At 42.5% G+C, this 15,889-nt stretch carries 17 protein-coding genes; 16 read left to right on the top strand and 1 reads right to left on the bottom strand.

All coding sequences use genetic code 11. The features are described from left to right. Positions 1-48 precede the first annotated feature (48 nt). The 6 genes from pstC to V1225_RS01180 all read left to right on the top strand — a co-directional run bounded on the left by pstC (position 49) and on the right by V1225_RS01180 (position 5,583). Entirely contained in the window at positions 49-921 is an 873-nt protein-coding gene (gene pstC, locus V1225_RS01205) for a phosphate ABC transporter permease subunit PstC (protein WP_160201806.1), read from the top strand. Further along, positions 918-1,766 carry a phosphate ABC transporter permease PstA gene (gene pstA, locus V1225_RS01200; protein WP_338547289.1) on the top strand — a complete coding sequence of 283 codons (849 nt, stop codon included), beginning with the start codon at positions 918-920 and terminating at the stop codon, positions 1,764-1,766. The genes pstC and pstA overlap by 4 nt, the downstream gene beginning before the upstream one ends. Next, on the top strand, positions 1,763-2,518 hold the full coding sequence (gene pstB, locus V1225_RS01195) for a phosphate ABC transporter ATP-binding protein PstB (protein ID WP_338547287.1): 756 nt from the start codon (positions 1,763-1,765) through the stop codon (positions 2,516-2,518). The genes pstA and pstB overlap by 4 nt, the downstream gene beginning before the upstream one ends. Beyond that, a complete protein-coding gene (phoU, locus tag V1225_RS01190) occupies positions 2,519-3,160 on the top strand; it encodes a phosphate signaling complex protein PhoU (RefSeq protein WP_160201804.1) in 642 nt (213 codons plus the stop codon). A gap of 93 nt (positions 3,161-3,253) precedes the next feature. After that, the gene (locus V1225_RS01185) at positions 3,254-3,928 is read left to right on the top strand and encodes a response regulator transcription factor (protein ID WP_160201803.1); all 675 of its coding nucleotides are present in this window, start codon (positions 3,254-3,256) and stop codon (positions 3,926-3,928) included. Next, positions 3,925-5,583, top strand: coding sequence for an ATP-binding protein (locus V1225_RS01180; protein ID WP_338547284.1), 1,659 nt, complete (start codon positions 3,925-3,927; stop codon positions 5,581-5,583). The genes V1225_RS01185 and V1225_RS01180 overlap by 4 nt, the downstream gene beginning before the upstream one ends. A gap of 131 nt (positions 5,584-5,714) precedes the next feature. On the opposite strand, the gene V1225_RS01175 is transcribed toward V1225_RS01180, so the two are convergent. Beyond that, positions 5,715-6,047 carry a helix-turn-helix transcriptional regulator gene (locus V1225_RS01175; protein WP_160201801.1) on the bottom strand — a complete coding sequence of 111 codons (333 nt, stop codon included), beginning with the start codon at positions 6,045-6,047 and terminating at the stop codon, positions 5,715-5,717. Positions 6,048-6,566: 519 nt separating this feature from the next. On the opposite strand from V1225_RS01175, the gene V1225_RS01170 reads away from it, so the two are divergent. The 10 genes from V1225_RS01170 (at position 6,567) to V1225_RS01125 (ending at position 15,877) form a co-directional block, all read left to right on the top strand. Next, positions 6,567-7,145 carry a sigma factor-like helix-turn-helix DNA-binding protein gene (locus tag V1225_RS01170; protein ID WP_251615193.1) on the top strand — a complete coding sequence of 193 codons (579 nt, stop codon included), beginning with the start codon at positions 6,567-6,569 and terminating at the stop codon, positions 7,143-7,145. 101 nt (positions 7,146-7,246) lie between these two features. Then, positions 7,247-7,822 (top strand): type II toxin-antitoxin system PemK/MazF family toxin, encoded by a 576-nt coding sequence (locus tag V1225_RS01165; protein WP_251615195.1) that lies wholly within the window; start codon positions 7,247-7,249, stop codon positions 7,820-7,822. Then, positions 7,815-8,039, top strand: coding sequence for an excisionase (locus tag V1225_RS01160; RefSeq protein ID WP_160201798.1), 225 nt, complete (start codon positions 7,815-7,817; stop codon positions 8,037-8,039). Before V1225_RS01165 ends, V1225_RS01160 begins: the two co-directional genes overlap by 8 nt. A gap of 96 nt (positions 8,040-8,135) precedes the next feature. Next, a complete protein-coding gene (locus V1225_RS01155) occupies positions 8,136-8,357 on the top strand; it encodes an excisionase (RefSeq protein WP_161909185.1) in 222 nt (73 codons plus the stop codon). A gap of 12 nt (positions 8,358-8,369) precedes the next feature. Continuing rightward, positions 8,370-8,609 (top strand): excisionase, encoded by a 240-nt coding sequence (locus tag V1225_RS01150; protein WP_338547278.1) that lies wholly within the window; start codon positions 8,370-8,372, stop codon positions 8,607-8,609. A gap of 12 nt (positions 8,610-8,621) precedes the next feature. Continuing rightward, positions 8,622-9,857, top strand: coding sequence for a tyrosine-type recombinase/integrase (locus tag V1225_RS01145; protein ID WP_338547276.1), 1,236 nt, complete (start codon positions 8,622-8,624; stop codon positions 9,855-9,857). Between the two features lie 537 nt (positions 9,858-10,394). After that, positions 10,395-11,480, top strand: a complete 1,086-nt coding sequence (locus V1225_RS01140; RefSeq protein ID WP_338547274.1) for a hypothetical protein — start codon at positions 10,395-10,397, stop codon at positions 11,478-11,480. Positions 11,481-11,601: 121 nt separating this feature from the next. Next, positions 11,602-12,456, top strand: a complete 855-nt coding sequence (locus V1225_RS01135) for a 3-hydroxybutyryl-CoA dehydrogenase (protein ID WP_350339731.1) — start codon at positions 11,602-11,604, stop codon at positions 12,454-12,456. 771 nt (positions 12,457-13,227) lie between these two features. Then, complete coding sequence (gene rho, locus V1225_RS01130; RefSeq protein WP_338547271.1) at positions 13,228-14,799, top strand: transcription termination factor Rho; 1,572 nt, start codon at positions 13,228-13,230, stop codon at positions 14,797-14,799. A gap of 13 nt (positions 14,800-14,812) precedes the next feature. After that, complete coding sequence (locus V1225_RS01125) at positions 14,813-15,877, top strand: DUF1385 domain-containing protein (RefSeq protein WP_160202957.1); 1,065 nt, start codon at positions 14,813-14,815, stop codon at positions 15,875-15,877. The last annotated feature ends 12 nt before the right edge of the window (positions 15,878-15,889 follow it).

The following is a 15,889-nucleotide window of genomic DNA, read 5'->3' as shown; positions in this document are numbered from 1 at the left end:
ACGGCGATAGGAAACCGCCACTTTTCACATTTTGAAAGGAATGTAGTGATGAAGAAAAAGAGATTATTTGAAACCATCATACACGGCATATTCCTGATATTGGGGCTTATTACAGTAGGATTTGTTTTGCTGATTACAGTGTATCTTATCATATCGGGTATTCCCGCTATTCGGGAAATTGGAGTTTTCAAATTTCTGTTTGGGAAAGTTTGGGCTTCCACAGCAGCAAAAGCTTCCTATGGAATTCTGCCGTTTATTTTAACCAGCGTTTACGGTACAGCCGGAGCTATCGTAATCGGTGTACCGGTCGGCTTTATGACCGCTGTATATCTTGCAAAGCTTGCTCCGGAAAAAATAAAAACCATTATGGGATCGGCGGTCAGTCTGCTTGCGGGAATCCCGTCGGTGGTTTACGGTCTTGTGGGAATGCTTGTATTAGTGCCGGCAGTTCGGACGCTGTTTCATCTGCCGGACGGTGCAAGTCTGTTTGCGGCAATGATTGTTTTGGCGGTAATGATTCTCCCGTCAATTATCAAAGTTTCCATAACCGCATTGGAAGCTGTACCGAAGGAATATGAGGACGCATCTTTGGCACTTGGCGCTACTCCGGTGGAAACCTATTTCCGGGTGTCTGTTCCGGCGGCAAAAAGCGGAATTGCGGCGGCTGTTGTGTTGGGCGTAGGACGTGCCATTGGCGAGGCGATGGCAGTAATGATGGTGGCAGGAAATGTAGCCAATATGCCATCCCTATTTGGGAGTGTGCGTTTTCTTACAACAGCAGTTGCTTCAGAAATGTCTTATTCAAGTGGGTTACAACAGCAGGCATTGTTCTCCATCGCCCTTGTACTGTTTCTCTTTATTATGCTGATAAACGCTGCACTTAATTTCTTTTTGAAGCGGGATAAGGAGGGTTCAAAGTGAACAAAAGTCGAAAAGGATATATTTTTACTATGAAGTGGCTCTGCTGGCTGTCAGTGGGAATTACGGCGGCACTTGTATTGTTTTTGCTCGGATATATTCTTGTGAAAGGAATTCCCCATATCACTTGGGAACTGCTCTCTACAAAACCGAGCTATATTGAAGAACGCATTGGGATTCTGCCAAATATTCTGAACACCTTGTATATTATTCTTGCCACGCTTGTTTTTGTAATACCTCTTGGAGTGGGGGCGGCGATTTATTTAACGGAATATGCAAAGAATAAAAGAATTGTTACGGCGATTGAATATGCTGCGGAAACCCTGTCGGGAATCCCACCAATCATTTACGGGCTTGTTGGTATGTTGTTCTTCTGTCAGTTTTTAAATATGAAAACATCCCTTTTGGCTGGTGCGCTGACGCTTGTTATTATGAATCTGCCTACTGTTATGCGCACTACGCAGGAAAGCCTGAAAACCGTGCCACAGAACTACCGGGAAGGTGCGTTCGGACTTGGAGCCGGAAAATGGCGGGTAATTCGTACTGTGGTACTTCCCGGTTGTGTGGATGGGGTGGTCACAGGATGTATCCTGTCAGTCGGAAGAATTCTTGGCGAATCGGCGGCGCTTTTATTTACAGCCGGACTTGCCCACGAATTATATGGATTATTTGAGGGGCTGCAAAACTCCGGCAGTACGCTGACAGTAGCGTTATATGTTTATGCAAAGGAACAGGGTGAATTTGAAATAGCTTTTGCGATTGCCGCAATACTAATGATTATGACGCTGCTTATCAACCTTGCCGCTGATATTGTCAGCCGTTATTTCAAGAAAAGGAGAAGCCTATGAGCAGTATAATGACAGTAAGAGATCTGTGCTTATGGTATGGAAAAGCACAGGCACTTAAACATATCAATATGGAAATCCCCGAAAAAAGCATAACGGCGCTTATCGGTCCGTCGGGTTGTGGAAAATCCACATTTTTGAAAACACTTAACAGGATGAACGATTTGGTTTCCAGCGTTAAGATTACGGGCGAAGTTATGTATAACGGTGAGAATATTTATGACAATTCAGTTGATGTAAACGAACTTCGTAAAAATATCGGAATGGTGTTTCAAAAACCGAATCCATTTCCAATGAGCATTTATGACAATATTGCTTACGGACCTCGTACACACGGAATTAGAAGCAAAGCAAAACTCGATGATATTGTGGAACGCTCACTCCGGGATGCAGCTATTTGGGAGGAAGCAAAGGACAGGCTGAAAAGAAATGCTTTGGGACTATCCGGCGGTCAGCAGCAAAGGCTCTGTATTGCGAGAGCACTTGCAGTAGAGCCGCAGATTCTCCTGATGGATGAACCGACTTCGGCGCTTGATCCAATTTCCACTTCGCATATTGAGGAACTGGCAATGAAGCTGAAAGAAAAATATACGATTGTCATTGTTACACATAATATGCAGCAGGCTGTCCGTATCTCAGATCATACGGCATTCTTTCTGCTGGGGGATTTGGTTGAATTTTCAGAGACAGAAGCAATGTTTTCACAACCGGGGAATAAACGCACAGAGGATTATATTACAGGGAGGTTTGGTTAAATGCGGTCAAAATTTGATGAACAACTGGAACTGCTTCATAAAGAGCTTATTGAAATGGGCGCTCTTTGTGAAAATGCCATAGCAATGGCGGCAAAAGCACTCTCAGAGGGCAACACGAAAATGGCGGCAAAAGTCCCCGAATTGTCAACTGAGATAGATAGAAAAGAGAGGGATATTGAAACCATGTGTATGAAGCTGCTCCTTCAGCAGCAGCCGGTGGCAAAGGATTTGCGAACGATTTCCTCCGCACTGAAAATGGTGACGGATATGGAGCGCATTGGGGACAATTCCGGCGATATTGTAGAAATTGTGACTATGGCGAACATTTCACCCTCCGATAATACGGAGCATATTCAGGATATGGCAAGAGCGACAATCAAAATGGTAACAGACAGTATTGACGCCTTTGTGAAGAAAGATATAGAGATTGCAAATGCAGTCATTACCTACGATGATGTGGTAGACGGTCTCTTTGACGAAGTAAAGACAGATTTGATAGAAAAATTTGGTAATCCTGAATCAAACGGAGAAAAAGTTCTCGACCTTCTTATGATTGCAAAGTATTTTGAGCGTATGGGTGATCATGCGGTGGAAATTGCAAAGTGGGTATTGTTTTCTATTACTGGAAGGAAAGAGAGATAAACGATAATTTCATTGCATATAAGCAAAGTTGAAAAAGAGGCGGATTTACGCTATAATATAATATGGGTATTTTTATGCAGAAGGAGAATGACAATGATTTATTGTGTAGAGGATGACAATGGAATTAGAGATTTAATGATATATGCTTTAAATTCTGCTGGGTTTGAAGCAAAAGGCTTCACGGACGGTACAGAATTTTTTAGTGCGTTGCAAGCGGATCAGCCGAAACTTATTATACTTGATATTATGCTGCCGGGTGATGACGGAATCACGATTCTAAAAAAGCTTCGTAACAATACTGTTACCGCAGATATTCCGGTTATTATGGCAACAGCCAAAGGAACTGAATATGACAAGGTAATCGGTCTTGACACAGGTGCAGACGATTATCTTGCAAAGCCATTCGGAATGATGGAAATGGTTTCCCGTGTGAAAGCTGTACTTAGGCGGACAGCTCCAAAAAACACCCCAAAAACTTTAAAGGTGGGAAATCTTGAAATAAAGGAATCTGAGCATACTGTTTATGCCTGCGGCGAGCGTATCACGCTTACATTAAAAGAATACGATCTTTTGTATTTGTTTATGGATAATCTTGGAAAAGTTTTCACCCGTGACAGATTATTACAATTAATATGGAGTTCTGATTATATAGGCGAAACAAGAACAGTCGATGTTCATATTGGAACTCTCCGTACAAAACTCGGAGAATGTGGAAGTTATATAGAAACTGTCCGAGGCGTTGGGTATCGAATGGAGGCGAAGCTATGACAAAAAGAATTTTTCGTACTGTATTCGTTGTTGCCATCAGCATATTTATTGCTTCAGCCGTACTTTTTATGACTGTACTGTATGACTATTTTTCTGGTATCCAACAAAATCAACTGCGTATGCAAATTGATCTTGCTTCACAGGGCGTTGAAGATGAAGGACTTGATTACCTGAAAAACTTAAATATAAAAGATTACCGTGTTACTTGGATAGGAACAGATGGTAAAGTTCTTTATGACAGCATATCAGAGGCTGATGAAATGGAAAATCATTTTGAACGGGAAGAAGTAAAAGAAGCACTTTCAGAGGGATATGGTGCAAGTTCCCGTTATTCCTCCACATTAACGCAGCGTTATCTCTATGGAGCAAAGCGACTGCCAGATGGAACTGTTATCAGGCTTTCAGTAACACAGAATTCTCTGCTCATACTTACACTCGGTATGTTGCAGCCAATTATGATTATATTTGTGATTGCTATTATTTTATCAGCTTTTTTAGCTTCGAGACTGTCAAAGAAAATTGTTAAGCCGTTGAATGAATTAAATTTGGATAAACCTTTAGATAATAATGGATACGATGAACTTTCTCCTCTGCTTCGGCGTATTGATACACAGCAAAAAGAGATTAGTCGGCAAAGTGAGGAATTAAGACAAAGGCAGAATGAGCTTGAAGTGATGACCTCCGCTATGTCTGAGGGAATTATTTTGCTGAATAATAGAGGAACTGTTTTGAGTATCAACAAGGCGGCTGCGAAACTATTTGGGACAGATTGTTTTTGCATAGGTGAGGATATCGTGTCAATAAACCGCAGCTTGGAATTAGCCCAATTGCTTAATAGGGCGAAGAACGGGGAACATTCAGAAAGAGTTGTGGAACTTGGATGTGGTCGGTATCAAATGATGGCAAGTCCTGTTATATCAAACAATATAGTATCCGGGATTGTGCTTTTAATACTTGATGTAACGGAGAAAGAAAAGGCGGAACAATTACGCCGTGAATTCACAGCCAATGTTTCACATGAGTTAAAGACGCCATTGCATACCATATCGGGAAGCGCTGAGCTTTTGGCGAACGGTATGGTAAAGCCGGAGGACATTCCCATCTTTTTAAAGCGTATTTACTCTGAAACACAACGCATGATTCAATTAGTGGAAGATATTATACGGCTTTCACATTTGGACGAAGGCGCTGAAGATATGAAATGGGATATGGTGGATTTATATGCGGTAGCAGAGGAAACGATAAATTCTCTTGCCGACGAAGCAGAAAGCAATGGGATAAAATTTGAACTGTATGGAGAAACTGTTTTGATCAGCGGCATCAGGCAGCTGCTTCAGGAGATTATATACAATCTCTGTGACAATGCGATCAAATATAACTGTAGGGGCGGTTCGGTATCTGTAGGGGTAAAGAATGAAAATGAATTTGCTGTTCTGACCATCACCGACACGGGTATTGGCATTCCGGCAGAACATCAAGAGCGCATTTTTGAACGATTTTATCGAGTAGATAAAAGTCATTCAAAAGAAATAGGTGGTACAGGACTTGGACTGTCTATTGTAAAACACGCTGCAAAACTGCATAATGCGGAAATTGAGTTGCACAGCATTGTAAATAAAGGTACTGAAATTACAATCAAATTTCCTAAAAACTAAACATAATGAGAGACAGAGTCGTAGTAAAAACTGCGGCTCTGTTTTTGCTTTACAAGGATTTTATCAGAGTGCGATAACAGATTTGATGTTATTTTGATAGACTTAATCTGATTGAAAAAGCAGCCTTGCGGCTACTTTTCGGGTGCAGTATCAATTAAGGCTTTCGCAGTTGCTTTAACGACTTCTAACGACCGTTCATCGCAAGCTGAAAGCATACGGAGGAGATTTTCTACCTCGGAATCTTTGGACGGCTTCTCAGGGTGGAAAATCGAATCCGCAGAAATGTTCAATTCCCGGACGAGCTTATGTAGGACATCGAAGCTCGGCTTCTTGCCCTCGTTCTCGATCCGATATAGGTATCGCTCGGTAATATTCGCTTTTTCAGCCAACGCTTCTATGGTGATCCCGGCGTGTTCACGAGCTGCCTTAATGATACAACCAAGCGTTTCAGGTTTATTATGCACTTACAGTCCACTTCCATATATAATTATACTGATTTATGCCATCTTTATAATGGCACAGCAATTCAATTATAAGTGGACTGACAGTTCGCAGATAACTGAACTATAAAGAAATATGAACCCTGCCAAATAAAAAAAACGAGGTTTTGACAGGGCGATTTAATATGCCTACATCCTCCGATTCTGAGTTTTTTTGGATCGGAGGTTTTTTAATGCGCTGGATTATTCTCGGCGTTCCGCTGCTTGTGATGAGCAGCGAATATTAAACTGTTACAAAGGTATTATCAGAAAGTATTTCATTGAAAAAAGCATTTACCCCACAAAAGGACAATGCGGCTCACATACTGAACTGATATGCCATAAATACAATGAAACAAACGCACTTGCACGGCGAAATTTGTCGCTATGCAGGTGCATTTTTATATTTTGTGGTATTTCGACCTTATATAGTGTCGGCTGCCGTTCGCCGCCTTACGGTCTGAATTTTTACATTTTTGAAAATTCAGACTGGATGTAAAGAAAATGGCAAAAAGCCAATTTGATGTTCTGAAAGAGGAGTTTCAGAACGAGTGTAAGGTTATCAATTTGAAGTACGAGTATGAGGGATACATAGGCGTGGAGCAATGGGCGGTTATTACAGAACTATCCGAAAAAGAACTGTTTGAAAAATACCCTGATATTATATCCCGCTACATACCGTTCGTGCTGCTGTCCGTTGAACAGGGAAAGGCAGTATATGAGTTTAGAAGAAATGAAAGCAAATTCTATAAGCGCAGCTTAAACAACGAGGACGCTTTTGGATGTGACGATGAGCTTATAGGGATATTCCATTCGGAGGTCTTTGTTCCTGACTTTTTTGAGCAGCAGATAACAGAGGAATACGAAGAAAATCGTTATCAGTTGAAGATGAAGCTGATGGACAAGGCTCTCTCAACCCTTACCGAAAAGCAATACAAATACCTCATATCTCGGTATGTTGCAAATAAAAGCGCAAGGGAAATTGCCGAAGCGGAGGGTGTATCTCATCAGGCGATTGAAAAGCATTTGAACGTAGCGGTCAAGAAAGTGAAAAAAATATTTGAGGGATTTTTCCGAAAATAGGTTGTCATTTGGCTGACTGATTCCAAATTAGTGAAGGGGTTGTTTTGAATCCGGATAAAGATTTCCCCTTCACTTAATCTTGGAAATGCGAGGTCAATGCTATGCAAACAGAGAATAAAGAAAAGGTGAAGCGTGGAGAAATTTATCTGCATGATTTTGGAAACAATGCAGGCTCAATTCAGAATGGGGTAAGACCTGTTCTTGTAGTTCAATGCGATGAAGGCAATCAGGCAAGCATGACAACGGTTGTTGCAGCTCTTACATCAGTTATAAAGAAGCGTTATTTGCCGTCCCATATTATCTTGGGAGATAAATTTGGACTCAAAGAGCCTTCGATGGTTATGCTGGAACAACTGAAAACAGTCAATCAGTCCGAGCTTGTGGAGTATATCGGATTTGTTGACAACGAATATCTGCTCCGTAAGGTGAATCACGGCTTAAAGAAAGCGCTTGGTTTGTGGGTGGATAAGCCGCAAAAGCACAAGGGGGATATTCGCTGCCTTTGTCCTGCCTGCTTACAGGCATATAAGAAAACACAGAATTATATTGTTAGGCGGCTTGATCCGCTGGCTTCCAAAAGGGAGAAATGCGATAAGTGCGACAATATGGGCTGGGATTATATCATTTATGAAAGGCGTACTTCCACCGGGGACAAGGAGGTACAGGCTGATGAATGATAATAAGAAGGCAAAGCAGTCTAAATATGAAGTCCCATTGTGGCATAAAACAAATCTTTCTATTGATGAAGCGGTCGCTTATACAGGGATTGGCAGAGCAAAATTATATGAGATGACAAATAGAGAAGATTGCCCATTTGTATTATGGATTGGAAATCGGAGGGTAATAAAGCGACAGGTTTTTGATGAGTACATTGCAAATATGTATTTGATATAACAGAGTTGTCAAGTCTGCGATAAGCCAGTTCGCATAATTGGCTTATCGCTTCTTTTCTACTATGATGTACTCACCAAAAGCGAGGAGGTACAGCAAATGGAAAGAAAACGAAATCAGGCGGAAAAAATCCAAGTTCCTGTATGGTACAAAACAAATTTATCAATCGAAGAAGCAGCAGCTTATTCAGGGATAAGTCGGGATAAGCTCTACGAGATGACAAACAAAGAGGATTGCCCATTTGTATTGTGGATTGGAAACCGCAGGCTGATAAAAAGAGAAGTTTTTGATGAATACATAAAAAAATCATATTCGATTTAAGGAGGAACTACTATGGATGATGAAGTTATGACTTATAAGGCAAAGCTTGAAGCAAGGAATGCTGACAAGCCAATATGGGAGAAAAAATGTCTTTCTATTGAAGAAGCGGCGGCATATTCCGGTATCGGGATAACGAAGCTCAGACAATTATCACAGCAAAAGAAATGCCCGTTTGTAGTGCCGCTTGGGAATCAGGTTTTTATTGTCCGGGAGAAATTAGATACCTATATCAAGGATAAAAAGCATATTTAGGAGGGGTGACTTATGGCTAAGGAAAAGAGAAAGGATAAATCAAGAGTAGTTCTTCGTACCGGGGAATTACAAAGAAGCAACGGTACTTACCAATACTCGTGGGTGGACGCAAACAAAAAGAGGCGTTATGTCTATGCGAGGAACTTAGATGATCTTCGTGCAAAGGAAGAACAGATTGCAAAAGATAAAAGCGATGGCATTAAGACCGAAGCCCGCTATACGACAGTAAATGAACTTTTTGATTTGTGGAAAGTTTTGAAACGAGGATTGAAAAACAATACCTTTGAAAATTATAAATATATGTATGAGACTTTCGTCCGTCCAAATATCGGAAAACAGCGTATTTCAACTCTGAAAAAATCTGATGTTAAGCGGTACTATAATTATCTTGCCGACGAAAGAGGAGTAAAGGCTTCTACGATTGACAGTATCCATACCGTGCTTCATCAGATTTTGGATATGGCGGTTGATGATGATTACATTCGTAACAATCCGTCTGACAATGTGTTGAGAGAGCTGAAAAAATCCCATGTTTTTAAGACGGAAAAACGCAGGGCATTAACACGACCTGAGCAGGATTTGTTTCTTGACTATCTGAAGAACACGCCGAAAGTACAAAACTGGTATCCGATATTTGCGGTAATGGTCGGTACGGGATTACGAGTTGGTGAAGTGACCGGGCTGAGATGGTGCGATATTGATATGGAAGAAGGCATTATTGATGTTAATCACACTTTGGTTTACTACGATCACCGAACCGATGACAGCAAGAAAGGCTGCTACTTCAATGTGAATACAACAAAAACCCCAGCGGGCAACAGACAAGTACCAATGCTTGATTTTGTAAAAGAAGCCTTCCTTATGGAAAAGGAAAGGCAGGAAATGTTTGATTTACATTGCGAGGTTATCATTGACGGGTACAGCGATTTCATATTTATTAACCGCTTCGGGCAGGCTCAACATCAATCAACGCTGAACAAGGCAATCCGCCGGATTATCCGGGACTGTAATGATGAGCAGTTATTGAAAGATGAAAATGCGGAGGTATTGCTGCCACACTTTAGCTGTCACTCTCTCAGACATACATTCACGACAAGAATGTGTGAAGCAGGAGTAAATGTGAAGGTAATTCAGGACGCACTCGGTCACAAGGATATTTCCACCACGCTTAATATCTACACCGATGTGACAAAGGAACTCAAGCGCTCCGAATTTGAGGGACTTGACTTATACTTCAAAAATGAGTAAAATAATATAGTCCTGATGTTCCCGTATCGGGAATGTCAGGACTTCTCTTATAAAATCAGAAGTTAGTCATAAGAGCATACATCATTTACATCAAATCGTACACATACACGATGTAAAAGTGATTCATAGTATGACCTGATTACAGATTGACGATTTGGAGAATCGAGAAAATAGGACAGTAAAACAGATTATGGAGGAACTTATCAATATGACCGATTTCGTCCCGACGATGAAACCAATGGACAATTAAAAGTTTTTGATAAAGCTGTATTTTGATATGCTCCCCATATGGTAGACAATGGAAATATCCAAAACTATCATATGGGGAGTATATCGTTTATGCGGGTTTGCAGACTTGGAAAAATTGCATAGTTTTCAAAAATGAGTGGGCAGTTCCATAACGGGATTGCCCATTTTTAGTAGGCTATATTTTACTTTTAAGAAAATTAGTTTACGAATTAAAAGAGTTAAAATAAAGCAGAAAAATTGTGACAGAGAATAATTGAACGAACTGTATTTTCATGTTAAACTGAACATATGAATATTATTATTGAAACGAGAAATTTTGAAAAACTGCATACGGAAGAATTGAAAGTAAAATGCCCAGCTTGTCTGGATCAGCTTTGGGAAAGTCAGTGGGTTCGCCGCAGTATAACAAGAGCAGACATGGCGCAGGCGGAGGAACTGCAGGCTTTGGGAGATAAAATCGTGCAGTCAGCAGATGTGACTGTAGTTTTGGCGTCGGGGCAGATGGCGAAGCTGCTTCGCGCTGGTATTTCTGCAGCAGAGCCAGTAGAGGAAAAGTCAAAGGTCATCGTCTTTGGCGACACCTTTTCGCCGTCAGCCTATGCGTCATTGCTGCATTCATTGGAAGGGAAATCCTTTACACTTCTTGCTATATCAGAGGCGGAAGAGAGTTTGCAGCTTCGAGGGGCGTACAGCGTGCTCAAGCAGCAGCTTATTTCCAGCTGCGGAAAGGAACAGGCTGCTGAGCGGATTTTTGCCATTGCAGGAAAAGAAAGTAAATTTCTGACAGCGGAAGCAGCCGCGGAGGATTATCCATTGCTATCTTATCCGGAAATTCCGGCGGCATATGGAGCTGGAACCTCAGCCCTTCTGCTTGCACTCGCCATTAAAGGCGTAAATTTGGAGTTGTATTTGTCAGGGTTTTACGATATGCTGGCGTCACCGTCCTGGGATTTGGATGGTGTAGATTACGCAGTAGGGCGCGCAGCATATCGAAAAGCATGCGGTAAGGACAGCGGCGCCGGTGAGGAGCTGCTGCTTGTCTGGCAGAATCAGCTTGTAGATTTTGGCGCGTGGTATGGCAGCTGCAGGAGAATGCCTTCGCAGTCGGCGAATGTGGAACTTGAATCAGCTTTTCAGACCCTGCTCCTTGTAGAGAAGGACAGTTTGGATATTATGATGCCATACTTTGACGGATGTAACGAAGATGGCTCCCTGAATCTTCTGATGGCAGAGGAAGCAAATCGCCACTTTGAAAAAACAGCCTGCGGTGTGAAAGTTTCTTTGACCCATATGGACGACTATAATCTGGGACAATTATTCGCGTTTATGCAGCTTTCAAAGGGGATCACGGATTTACTGGTTATAGCCCAGTAAGAATGAAATAATTTATTTCAGGGGTTTACTTTATTTTTTATTGTGATATAATTAGAAAAAAGGAAAGTTAATTTTTTAACAAAACTTTTGAATAAAATTAACAATCATTAAGTAGGAGGTTATTATAATGAAAAAAGTTGGTGTATTAGGAACCGGCACTATGGGCGCTGGCATCATTCAGGTACTTGCACAGAACGGATACGAAGTAGTACTGAGAGCCAGAAGACAGACTTCTGTAGATAAAGGTATTGCTACCGTAGAAAAGAATCTGGATAAGATGATCAAGAAAGAAAAAATCACTGCAGAAGACAAGACAGCTATCATGGGCAGAATCCAGGGTTCCACTGATATCAGCATTGTAAAAGATGCAGACCTGATCATTGAGGCAGCAACAGAAGATATGGAAGCAAAGAAAGCTTTGTTTGCTGAACTGGATCAGCTGGTTAAGCCAGAAGCAATCATTGCTACAAATACATCTTCCCTGTCCATTACCGAAATCGCTGCTGCAACAGGCAGACCTGACAAAGTAATCGGTATGCACTTCTTCAACCCTGTTCCTGCTATGAAATTAGTAGAAATCATTCAGGGGCTGACAACTTCCGATGAAACTAAGGCAACAATCGTAGAACTGGCAGAGAAACTGGGTAAGACTCCAGTAGAAGTTGCAGAAGCACCAGGATTTGTTGTAAACAGAATTTTAATTCCGATGATTAACGAAGGTATCGGCATTCTGGCTGACGGCGTTGCTGATGCGAAAGGCATCGACACAGCTATGAAGCTGGGCGCTAACCACCCGATGGGACCGCTTGAACTGGGCGATCTGATTGGTCTTGATGTATGCCTTGCAATTATGGATGTACTGTATAGCGAATACGGTGATCCTAAGTACAGAGCACATGTGCTGCTGAGAAAAATGGTAAGAGCCGGTAAGCTGGGAAGAAAGACCGGTATCGGTTTCTACGATTATACAAAATAAATAGAACATATGCACAAAAGGGGCTGTCTCAAGATAAAATGAGACAGCTTCTTGTTTTAGGTCAGCGCCTCCGCTTGAAGAAGTTAGAGCGGCAGTTTTGTGTACGGAAGTAAGATTAACAGCAAGAGAATGAAGACATGTCGTGCCGGTGATTTGCCCCTGTGCCACATTTGGGATTGATTTCTGTATACATGGCGGAGACCTATGAAAAAGTGCCACATATAAAAGTGTTTTAAGAAAAAATGGCAGATGCAGAAAGAAATGCAGACAAATAGTCGGAAAAACTTTGGCACTCTACAGTAAAATATCAAAAAAGTGGATATCAGGAGGCAGGCACGCCAGTATTTTAGAAAATAAATTCAAATATGGCGTTTGGCGAGTGGCTGATGCCATTTATACAAAAAAACTCTTAGAATATGGCGTTTTCCAGAGGGTGAACGCCATAGATACAAAAAAACATTGAGATTGTGGCGCGTCGGTTTCTCCGCATTTGACCTGAATCTTTTTCGGCTCAATATCACTTTTTATTTGAAATGTCTCCGCAGAAATATTAGTTTGTCAGCAGTTTTCGCGGTCCTTTTACAAAAAAATACCCTTTTCATTGGTTTCACATTGTATTATAATGAAATTAGAGTTTTCGTCTTTTGATGGTAAGGGCTTTTTCTATTTTAGAAAGCCGCATCTTAAACGTTTTCCCTTAATAAATAATTTTCAATTAAAGCTATTATCACTATACACAGAAAGGAACAGGCCTTAGGGTCTGATTATTACATGCCAAGAAAGAAATTAGAAGAAACACAGAAAATAGAAACACAGGCAGCAGAAATCAAGCCTGCAAAGAGAAGGGGTCGTCCGCCGAAGGCAGAAACTTTGGCAAAGCGTGCAGCGGAAGCTGCACAGGTGGATGAAGGAGCAGCTGCAATTGTCAGGAAAATTGATGAACCTGCAGAGCCAAAGCCTGTGAAACGGAGGGGGCGCCCGCCAAAGGCAGAGACGCTGGCGCGAAAAGCGCGGGAAGAGGCGGCTTTGCAGGAAGCATTGCAGGCAGAAAAGCCTGCGGTGGAAATTTTACAGAGGTCAGAGGAAGACAAGATAGAGCCGGAAGTGGAATTGCAGCCATTGAGCCCTGAGGCAGGACAGGTCCAAGAAGCAGGAGCGCAGGTGCTCGCACATGAGGAGGCTCACCCTGTGCGCAGAAAAGTCCCTACCCACAAGGAACAGGAACGTCCGGAAGTGGAGGGAATTTTGGAAATTGCTGAAGGTGGTTTCGGATTTTTGCGTTTTAATAATTTCCTGACCAGTGACAGGGATGTATATGTTTCACCAACGCAGATTAGAAGATTTAATCTGAAGACGGGTGATTTGATTAAAGGAATTTCCAGACTGCCTAACGAGGGCGAACGCTTCGGCGCGCTGCTTTATGTGCTGACGGTCAACGGGGATGAACCGGGTGTGGCTATGCGCAGACCGGATTTTGAGGATTTGACGCCGATTTTCCCAAGGGAAAGACTGACCTTGGAGGATCGCAGCAAAGAACTTGCTATGCGTCTCATTGACCTGATTGCGCCTATTGGAAAAGGACAGAGAGGTCTGATTGTGGCACCGCCAAAAGCTGGGAAGACGACTCTTTTGAAGAGTATTGCCAATAACATCGAGAAAAAACACCCGGAAGTGGAGATGATTGTTTTGCTCATTGACGAACGTCCGGAAGAAGTGACCGACATGAAACGCTCCCTTAGCGGCGGCGAAGTTATCTATTCTACCTTTGATGAAATGCCGCAGCACCACGTAAAGGTTGCGGAGATGGTTCTGGCAAGGGCACAGCGCCTGGCAGAGCACGGCAAAGATGTAGTCATCCTGCTTGACAGTATTACCAGACTGGCAAGAGCCTACAATCTGGTGGTTCCAGCTTCAGGAAGAACTTTGTCCGGCGGACTTGATCCAGGTGCTCTTCACAAGCCGAAGAAATTTTTCGGTGCAGCAAGAAATATCGAAGAGGGTGGCAGCATCACCATTTTGGCGACAGCGCTGGTTGAAACAGGAAGCCGCATGGATGATGTTATATTTGAGGAATTTAAGGGTACAGGTAATATGGAAGTCCATCTGGACAGGAAATTGTCAGAGAAGAGAATATTCCCTGCCATCGACTTGAACAAATCTGGAACCCGTAAGGAGGATTTGCTGATGAGTCAGGATGAGATGGAAGCAATCTGGGCAATGAGAAGAGCTCTTGCGAACAGTCCTGTGCAGGAAGTGACAGAGACGATTATCGACAATCTGGCGCATACCAGAAACAATGAAAATTTTATCCAGATTATAAAAAAGATTTTTATACAGCAGTAGATAGAGGTTAATTATGGATTTGAGCAAGATTTTTTTGAAAGACGCATGCCCAACGCCCGTTGGTGGACAGGCGGTCATGGAGGGGATTATGATGAAAGGACTGTCGCGCACTGCGGTTGCGGTGAGGCTGCCTGACGGACGAATCCACATGAAAACAGAGCCGAATAAGAAAATGGGAAAGTGGACAAAGATTCCGATTATCAGAGGGGTTGTTGCCTTTGTCATGTCTTTGGTGCAGGGGACCGGCATTCTGATGTATTCTGCGGACGTGTTGGAAGCCAGCTGGTCCAGTGAGGAAAACGCAGAAGAGGACAAAATGGAAGCATGGCTTAACAGACATTTTGGGGAGAAGGGCGCATGGAATCTGATGATTTACCTTTCTGTGATTCTGGCGCTTGCTATGACTATCGGTTTGTTTATTTTGCTTCCGACAGTAGTGACAAATTTGCTTCAGCCGATTATTGACAGCGATTTTGCTTTTAATTTGATTGAAGGCATCATGCGAATTGGAATTTTTGTGATTTATCTGGGGCTGATCAGCCAGATGAAGGATATCAAGACGGTGTTTCAGTACCACGGTGCCGAACATAAGTGCATTCACTGTTTTGAAAACAATTTAGAGTTGACTCCTGCCAATGCGCAGCAGTTTTATACACTGCACCCGAGGTGCGGAACCAGCTTTCTGCTCTTTGTTATGGTTATCAGTTTCGTGCTTCACCTATTCCTTGGCTGGCCGGATTTGGTACTCCGAATTGTGTCAAGGCTGCTGCTGGTACCGGTGGTTGCAGGACTTTCCTACGAGCTTTTGAAGTGGGCAGGAAGGAGTGACAGCTGGGTTGTCAAGATTCTTAGCCTGCCGGGACTGTACTTACAAAAGTTGACTACAAAGAATCCGTCCGATGACCAGTTGGAAGTTGCTATTTGTGCTATGAAAGCAGTTATGGTGCCTGAGGATACGCCGTATTTTGAGGGGATTTGTGACCTTGAAGGAAATTTGATACAGGAGCATAAGATAGAGAGAAAGAGCAAGGAGGACGCTAAGCAGGGCCAGCAGGAATCTGCGGATGCGCAGGGATAAAGAGGAGTAAAG

The sequence above is a fragment of the Emergencia sp. JLR.KK010 genome (assembly GCF_037018265.1).
GTDB classification, from domain to species: Bacteria; Bacillota; Clostridia; order Peptostreptococcales; family Anaerovoracaceae; genus Senimuribacter; species Senimuribacter intestinalis.
This window is presented reverse-complemented; position numbering and strand designations above follow the sequence as displayed.

Bases quoted from the DNA above. Each gene is read 5' to 3' on its own strand.
- rho (WP_338547271.1), top strand. From the start codon at position 13,228: ATGCCAAGAAAGAAATTAGAAGAAACACAGAAAATAGAAACACAGGCA.
- V1225_RS01165 (WP_251615195.1), top strand. From the start codon at position 7,247: ATGCAAACAGAGAATAAAGAAAAGGTGAAGCGTGGAGAAATTTATCTG.
- V1225_RS01160 (WP_160201798.1), top strand. From the start codon at position 7,815: ATGAATGATAATAAGAAGGCAAAGCAGTCTAAATATGAAGTCCCATTG.
- V1225_RS01125 (WP_160202957.1), top strand. From the start codon at position 14,813: ATGGATTTGAGCAAGATTTTTTTGAAAGACGCATGCCCAACGCCCGTT.
- V1225_RS01180 (WP_338547284.1), top strand. From the start codon at position 3,925: ATGACAAAAAGAATTTTTCGTACTGTATTCGTTGTTGCCATCAGCATA.
- V1225_RS01155 (WP_161909185.1), top strand. From the start codon at position 8,136: ATGGAAAGAAAACGAAATCAGGCGGAAAAAATCCAAGTTCCTGTATGG.
- V1225_RS01145 (WP_338547276.1), top strand. From the start codon at position 8,622: ATGGCTAAGGAAAAGAGAAAGGATAAATCAAGAGTAGTTCTTCGTACC.
- V1225_RS01150 (WP_338547278.1), top strand. From the start codon at position 8,370: ATGGATGATGAAGTTATGACTTATAAGGCAAAGCTTGAAGCAAGGAAT.
- V1225_RS01185 (WP_160201803.1), top strand. From the start codon at position 3,254: ATGATTTATTGTGTAGAGGATGACAATGGAATTAGAGATTTAATGATA.
- V1225_RS01170 (WP_251615193.1), top strand. From the start codon at position 6,567: ATGGCAAAAAGCCAATTTGATGTTCTGAAAGAGGAGTTTCAGAACGAG.
- V1225_RS01140 (WP_338547274.1), top strand. From the start codon at position 10,395: ATGAATATTATTATTGAAACGAGAAATTTTGAAAAACTGCATACGGAA.
- pstC (WP_160201806.1), top strand. From the start codon at position 49: ATGAAGAAAAAGAGATTATTTGAAACCATCATACACGGCATATTCCTG.
- pstB (WP_338547287.1), top strand. From the start codon at position 1,763: ATGAGCAGTATAATGACAGTAAGAGATCTGTGCTTATGGTATGGAAAA.
- phoU (WP_160201804.1), top strand. From the start codon at position 2,519: ATGCGGTCAAAATTTGATGAACAACTGGAACTGCTTCATAAAGAGCTT.